This window comes from Ignavibacteria bacterium (assembly GCA_041649015.1).
In the GTDB taxonomy this organism is placed as follows: domain Bacteria; phylum Bacteroidota; class Ignavibacteria; order Tepidaquicellales; family Tepidaquicellaceae; genus CAIKZJ01.
On record JBAZNU010000005.1, the window covers coordinates 258794 to 266312 of the forward strand.

Consider the following 7519-nt stretch of genomic DNA (forward strand, 5'->3'; position numbering starts at 1 on the left):
TTATCCCTTATTTTCCTTGTTCTCAGTGGTGTCGCTGTCCTTTTTGCTTTTCTCGTCAACGTAGTTTAACCTTAGGTCGGATACTACAGTCTCTAATACCTTCTTCTCCTCATCTGTAAATCCTTCTTTTGATTTATGTAGTAGCATGTCTATCATGTCTATTGACACTTCTGCGCCTTCCAAATTTTTTTCAACTTTATCCGTCATCGGATTCTTTATTTTCCCAAGGTTCATCATTGCCTGCATCTGCAATGAATAAACAAGTGCTACGAATAGTTCTGATGATTTATTTTTTTCCATTTATTATATTATTTTTATAATTTATAAATTTTAATGTGAATACTATGGATATTAAGTAATACAACAATGTTACAACTTCCCAGTCTCCAAAATTCCATTCAAAAATACCTGAAATATGAAAAGAAATCATTGCAATAATTATTCCTATCACAATTTCCTTATCAAAAGTGTTTTTTGCTCGCCTGTAATCTCTGATAGTATAATAAAATATCGTCGTCCATATTAACAAATAAAATAACGCTCCGGTTGTACCCGTTGTCGCAAGTATCATCACTGGATTGCTGTGAAAATGAGAACCCTCGCCATGACTTTCTGGATTTTTATACATTCTGTAAACATTCGTAATTTCGTTATCTCCTGTTCCAAGCAGGGGAAAGTCTTTGTACACTTTTATTCCAACTTCCCACATAACAATCCTGCTTTTATTGCTTGGGTGATTAAAATCTAATATGCTCCTTACTCGGTCTTTCCCCGAATTAGGTGTTACTATCCATAAAAGACATAGAAAGAGTATGAATGAAACCAGAAATCTCCAGTTAACAAAAATCCCGTAAATTATCAATGCTGCCAGTACCCCAAGATATACGTTCCTCGATTGTGTTAGAAACAGCGATACGAGAATCGGAATAAGAATTATTATTAAATATATTTTCTTTACCTTGTATTTATTTTTCGATAACAAAAAAGGAAATATTGCCATTAATATCAGCATCTTTATTTCGCCCGCTGTAATTGGATAGCTGAAATAATCAATTCTGATTTCGGAAAAACTTGTAGTTTTTAAATTTTCTGAAAGTGTGAGAGCAAACTTAACGATCTCTATGCAGGACAGTATAGAAAATACTGCAGCTATTATTAACAAATTCCTCAAAATATCACTTTTGGATTTTATTACAGTCGGATTCGAAAAGAAACATATTATTAAAAGATACCTCTTAAGGCCTGTAAGTGCATCCTCTGGAAAGTAAGCAAAAATTCTCGATAGAGTATCGACTATTATATAAATTCCAAAACTTAGTAGGAAGTATTTATATTCTTTGAAAAAAAATCTAAAGGATAAAAAATCCTTTTCCTTGTATATTTTAAAGCCCCACAGTACAACCCATGCACCAAGAGAAATTGAACTTAATGCCATAGAAAAACCTATGGATATTATTTGCAGAAGAATAAAATAATTAATTATTTTATCTAAAGTAAATTCCTCTTTTTTTATTCTTAGCATATTTAATCGCTTGTATTAAACTGTATCTCGTAAAGTCTTTTGTATAATCCATCCTTATCTTTCATCAGTTCATCGTGTGTTCCAACCTGTGATATGCCGCTTTCCGCAATTACAGCTATCTTGTCCGCATTCTTTATCGTAGATAGTCTGTGAGCTATTACAATTGATGTCCTGTTTGCCATAAGATTATCAATCGCTTCTTGTACAATTCTTTCGGATTCAGTATCAAGTGATGATGTTGCTTCATCAAGTATCAATATCTGCGGATTTCTTAGTAATGCTCTTGCAATTGCAATCCGTTGCTTCTGTCCGCCGGATAACTTCAAACCTCTTTCACCGACTATTGAATCAAATCCATTGTCAAGTTGTTCTATAAACTCAAGTGCATTCGCATTCTTTGCCGCATTCCTTAGTTCTTCATCAGATATATTATCCATTCCAAACACGATGTTATTCCTTACAGTATCATTAAAAAGAATCGTTTCCTGAGGGACTATGCCTATAAGATCTCTTAGCTGGCTGAATCTGATATCCTTAACATTATTCCCGTCAAATAATATTTGACCCTCTGTTACGTCGTAAAATCTTGCGATTAAATCTGCCATTGTTGACTTGCCTGAACCTGAAGGACCTACTATTGCAACAATTTCTGATTTGTTTATTTTAAGGTTTATATCCTTTAAAATGTATTTATTAGTATCATAATAAAAAGATACATTTTTCAATTCTATCTCTTTTGTGAAGTTTCTGTAATCTTTCGGTTCTACGGCATCTTTAACCTCTATTGGGTAGTCGAGTATTTCAAATATTCTTTGTCCCGATGCTGCTGATTCCTGAATTCTGTTCGATACTGACGAAAGATTTTTAATCGGCACAATAAGCTGAAAAAGTATAAAAATAAAGCCGAGAAATTCTTCCGGTCTGAGGTTATTATATATTAATATTTCTCTTCCTCCGAACCAGATTATTATAACACCCGCTAATATTGTAAGAAATTCAGTAATCGGTGATGCAAGCTCACTCATAATAGATGTCTTCATCAATAGTTTGTAATGTTCATTATTCTCTTTTCTGAATACTTCATTCCTGTACCTTTCAGCCCTGAAAGAACGTATTATTTTTGCTCCGTATATTGTCTCGTTGATTACTGATAGAAGCTCTGATAGCTTTACCTGGACCCTTAAACTTCTCCTTCTTAATGACGAACCGATTTTTGCAACTATTAGTACTGTTATAGGGAAAACTGTAAATGACATTAATGTCATTTGCCAGCTTATCGACAATGAGAGAATCAAAAAAATTATTATTAATAACGGGTCTTTTATGAGATTTGAAAATGCCGCAGAAATTCCCGACTGTATATTGTTAATATCATTAGTCATTCTCGATATCAGGTTTCCTGCTTTCTCCTGTGTAAAATATCTTATCGATAGTTTGTTCACCTTTTCATACATTTCAAATCTTATATCTCTGAGAACTCCCTTTTCAACGTATTGCATGAAAACCGACTGAAAGAACCCTGTTACATTTTTTAAAAAGAATGCAGCAAGTATTAATAACGATATCTTCAATATTGCAGATTCCTTTGACCCGCTGAGAATGAAGTCCTCAAATATCTTTTGAATGCTCTGATAAAACCCTGTTAGGTTATCCGTCGTCTGAGAACCCTGGGTCTGGACTCCCGTGAATAAAGTCTTCAAAAGTGGAATCGTCAGATAGATTGAAAGTGCACTGAATAATGAAAACAATAATGACATAACAACGGATAAGAATATGTATTTCTTGTACTTCTTTATGTATGTTATTATTCTGAGGTATATTTTCATTTACTTCCGTTTTTGTTCTGGCTTTCCCATATTTTCATGTATGTTAGCAAAGTAGTTATCAGGTCAAAATTTGCTACCATTAGCCCGGGAATCCCATCCCTGAACCCTCCGCGTATAAAATATATATTAATAAATCTCCGCAGTGGTCTTAAAATCATATCCGTATAACCTGTTTTTTCCCTGCCAATTTTTTCTTCAGCTTGAAGTGTTGAGTATTGATTTACCTTTGCCATAAATTCGGATATCGATTGTACTGTGTAATGCAATATATCACCTTTTAGTACACCCACTTCACCGTCTATTTCGTAACCTTCATGAACAAGTCTTTCTGAAATACTTGTTCTTTCTCTTCTGAAAAATCTTTTCTGATAACCTGGATACCAACCTCCATGTTTTATCCATATTGTGAGAAAGAAGTTCTTACGCGGTAACTTATAACCATTATATTTATTGTCTCTGTTATTTATAATTGAAAGTATCTCTTCTCTTAATTCATTAGAGCATCGTTCATCCGCGTCAAGCACTAATACCCATTCCTTCGTTGATTTAGAAAGTGCAAACTGTCTTTGTTTCGCAAATCCCTCCCATTTATTAACATATACGTTCTTCGTGTATTTACTGGCAATTACTGCAGTTTTGTCCTTGCTTTCTCCGTCAACAACTATTATCTCATCCGCCCATAAAACACTCTTTAGGCAGTCTTCGACATTCTTTTCCTCATCCTTGCAGATTATATTTACTGAAATCAAATTTATTTTTTAATATCAATCAATTTAATGAAACACTATCAAATATGTAATTACAAAATAAATCGGAAAATCCCCGCTACAAACTCAACCTCTATTAACCTTCCAAATCTCCTTAACCCTCAGAAATTATATCGATTCATTTATCAGTGTGAATCATAATTTTTCAGTTCTTATCAGTGTGTGATTTTTAATTAATTTTTCTTTCACGTATGAAATATATTGTTTCTTATATCTATATGCGCTCTCAAAAATTTATCTTTTCCCGTAATCTGTATTCCAATAAGCTCTTTCCCTGTTCCTATAATATTCCTAATCTCTCAATTGATAATTTAATCAATATTTCATAATTTTATTAAAATAATTAACTATGCCGATAAACTTTAATAAACTTACAACAAAATCTCAGGAAGCTTTACAAAAAGCTCAGGATATTGCCGTAAATAATTCTAATCAAATAATCGAGCCGGCACATCTTTTTTCTGCAATGCTAAGCGAAAATGAAAGTATATTAAATTCTATAATCATTAAACTTTCCGTTGACAAGGAGCAGCTTATAAACCGTACGGATGAACTCATTAACGCTATGCCAAAAGTTTCCGGAAGCGTATCTGAACAGCTTTCTATCTCTCGGGAATTAAATAGTGTTCTCGAGAAAGCTTTTTCCGAAGCCTCAGATATGAAAGATGATTATGTCTCTGTAGAACATCTGCTTATCGGTCTAATTGAAACAAAAGGTAATGTGTCTATTATTTTAAAATCTTTTAATCTCACAAAGAAAAGCATTTTAAATATTCTAAAAAATGTAAGAGGTTCCCAGCGTGTAACATCCCAAAATCCTGAAGATACTTTTCAGGCTCTCGAACGTTATGGTAAAAACTTAAACCAGCTTGCAGCTAAAGGTAAACTCGACCCTGTTATAGGAAGGGATGAAGAAATTAGAAGAGTACTTCAGGTTTTATCGCGCCGTACAAAAAACAATCCCGTTCTTATCGGTGAACCGGGTGTCGGCAAAACAGCAATAGCCGAAGGCATTGCAATCAGAATCGTCCAGGGCGATATTCCGGATGGTCTCAGAGATAAACATATTGTTGCCCTTGATATGGGAGCTCTTATCGCTGGTGCTCAATACCGTGGTCAGTTTGAAGATAGACTGAAATCAGTTTTAAAAGAAGTCCAGAGCTCTGACGGTAAGGTTATTCTGTTCATCGATGAACTCCATACTGTTATAGGTGCTGGTGCGTCCTCAGGCTCAATGGATGCATCAAACCTTTTAAAACCCGCACTCGCAAGAGGAGACTTACGCTGTATCGGTGCAACAACCCTCGATGAATACAGAAAGTACATCGAAAAAGACTCCGCTCTCGAACGCCGCTTTCAACCTGTTCTCGTCTCAGAACCTAACGTTGAAGATACTGTCTCTATTCTTCGCGGACTTAAAGAAAAGTATGAAATCCATCACGGCGTTAGAATAACTGATGGGGCAATAGTTGCTGCCGCACAACTTTCTGATAGATATATTTCTGACAGGTTCTTACCCGATAAAGCAATCGACCTTATCGATGAAGCAGCATCAAAGCTTAGAATAGAAATCGATTCTATGCCAGAAGAGCTCGATAACATTGAGCGTCGTATTAAACAGCTCGAAATCGAACGCGAAGCTTTAAAACGAGAGTTGTAATTTGACTATTTTATTTCTTTCTTGATTGCTTAATAAGAATGTAACTGTAGAAATATATTTTTATCTATTCTTTTAAGCCGATTTTAATTACTATAAGTTTAATTCCCGGCTTCTTGCAGCGAAATCTTTTCCTCCTTCCCAACGCGAAGCATCGCTCTTTAAACTCCAGTTTGGGGAGGCATGCCAGGCTTTTGTTCTTAGTGCTACTATTCGTAAAAACGTTGTAATAAAAACAAACTCTTTACAAAATAAATACACCTTGATTTTCCGTATTTATCCCGCGCGTTATAGATTTTTGCTCTCTTTGCGTCCTTTGCATTCTCTGCGAGCTTTGCGATAAAAATCTTTTTTTAATAATCTTTGCGTTAAAATCTTTTGTAAATAATCTTTTAAGCTATAATATCCTACATTTTTCTTTGCGTTTTCTGCGGTTAAAATTCTTCAACATTTGTTTTTCTTCCTTTTGTTTGTAGATTTATCTACGTCGTGTAACGCAATTCTTCGATCCCGCCTTATTGAAAACCCGCCGTCTGTCGAAGACCCGCCTATCTTTTTGGCGGGAGAGGGGCGGGACATCCTGCTTGAAGCGAAATCTTGTGTTGCTTTAAACATACAAAGTCCCGTAGGTAGGTCTAACAATAGCAAAATAAATGTTTAACTCTGCCGTCCCGTAGGTACTACATATTTGCTTATTTATCATACACGGCTGCTTGCAGCGAAGCCTCATTTTATTGTTTGTAATACAACGGAGACTTTTTCTTTATTAATAACTACTTTGCATCACTTTATACTTAACGACTCAATCTTTATAACTCTCATTGTTTAATTATTCATGACGAAATGCGGACTTGATTAATACTATATTGTTACATTGACAGAAAATCAAATAATGACTATTTTGATTCAAGTATTAATAAACGCTCTTCAAAAAATAGTAACTATTTGATTCATGAGGGGGATTAAGAAAATACAATTTTGCATAATTTGAGTTATCAAATTTGTTTGTCTGAGGGGCGCGAATTTATTTTGATATTTTCTTTATCTACAATTTCATTTCATTTCTTTGATTCATTTATCACGACTTCTAATATACATCCTGTAAATTTTGAAATTACTAATTCAGAAAAAGTTAGATCCTCAAGAGTCATTTTCCAGTATATTTCTTACTGCATAAAATATATAACTGCAGCAGAATCTAAGAAACGCTGTTTAAATGAAAATTCTTTAAAGAATTTATGAATATTTTCCGAGAAATGAGTGTAATTGTACTATATAAAGTATTGAGGAGAAAAACATCGAATATTAATACAGATTATTTTTATTTGTTTTATATATCACAGAAATAGATGCCAAAGTATGAACATATGAATAAAAATCATTTAGGGATGCTTTATTATAGAGGGGTAAATTCAATTAATAAAATGAAATTTCCGTTAACTAATTTTATAAGAAATTTAATTCTCAATATGTATAAGAAATATTCAATATTGGTAGTTTTAATAACTTTCACAAAATTAATATTTATTGTGAATGTTTTTTCTCAAAATATTATTGTTTACAATTCGAGTAATTCAGGATTACCGGACGATGGTGTTACCTGTGTTACCCCTGATAAAAACGGGGCAATATGGATTGGAACCCAAGATAGCGGAATTGTAAAGTTTTACAACAATCAATGGACAAGGTATGATTCAGCAAATTCGGGACTGCCTGGGAACAAAATAAGAGATATAGTATTTGACAG

The 7519-nt window shown here is 33.8% G+C and carries 6 protein-coding genes; 2 read left to right on the forward strand and 4 right to left on the reverse strand.

All coding sequences use genetic code 11. The features are described 5' to 3' along the window. From WC644_10265 to WC644_10280, 4 genes are read right to left on the reverse strand one after another with little or no spacing between them, the layout of a single operon-like run. Window positions 1–300 carry a DUF1844 domain-containing protein gene (locus WC644_10265; protein ID MFA5012321.1) on the reverse strand — a complete coding sequence of 100 codons (300 nt, stop codon included), beginning with the start codon at window positions 298–300 and terminating at the stop codon, window positions 1–3. Then, window positions 287–1522 (reverse strand): O-antigen ligase family protein, encoded by a 1236-nt coding sequence (locus WC644_10270; protein MFA5012322.1) that lies wholly within the window; start codon window positions 1520–1522, stop codon window positions 287–289. The genes WC644_10265 and WC644_10270 overlap by 14 nt, the downstream gene beginning before the upstream one ends. A gap of 2 nt (window positions 1523–1524) precedes the next feature. After that, a complete protein-coding gene (locus WC644_10275) occupies window positions 1525–3348 on the reverse strand; it encodes an ABC transporter ATP-binding protein (GenBank protein ID MFA5012323.1) in 1824 nt (607 codons plus the stop codon). Continuing rightward, the gene (locus WC644_10280) at window positions 3345–4097 is read right to left on the reverse strand and encodes a glycosyltransferase family 2 protein (GenBank protein MFA5012324.1); all 753 of its coding nucleotides are present in this window, start codon (window positions 4095–4097) and stop codon (window positions 3345–3347) included. The genes WC644_10275 and WC644_10280 overlap by 4 nt, the downstream gene beginning before the upstream one ends. 367 nt (window positions 4098–4464) lie before the next feature. Between WC644_10280 and WC644_10285 the strand changes: the two genes are divergently transcribed. After that, entirely contained in the window at window positions 4465–5775 is a 1311-nt protein-coding gene (locus WC644_10285) for a Clp protease N-terminal domain-containing protein (protein MFA5012325.1), read from the forward strand. Between the two features lie 1466 nt (window positions 5776–7241). Continuing rightward, window positions 7242–7519 (forward strand): two-component regulator propeller domain-containing protein (locus WC644_10290; GenBank protein ID MFA5012326.1); only part of this gene is annotated, 278 nt, incomplete at its 3' end.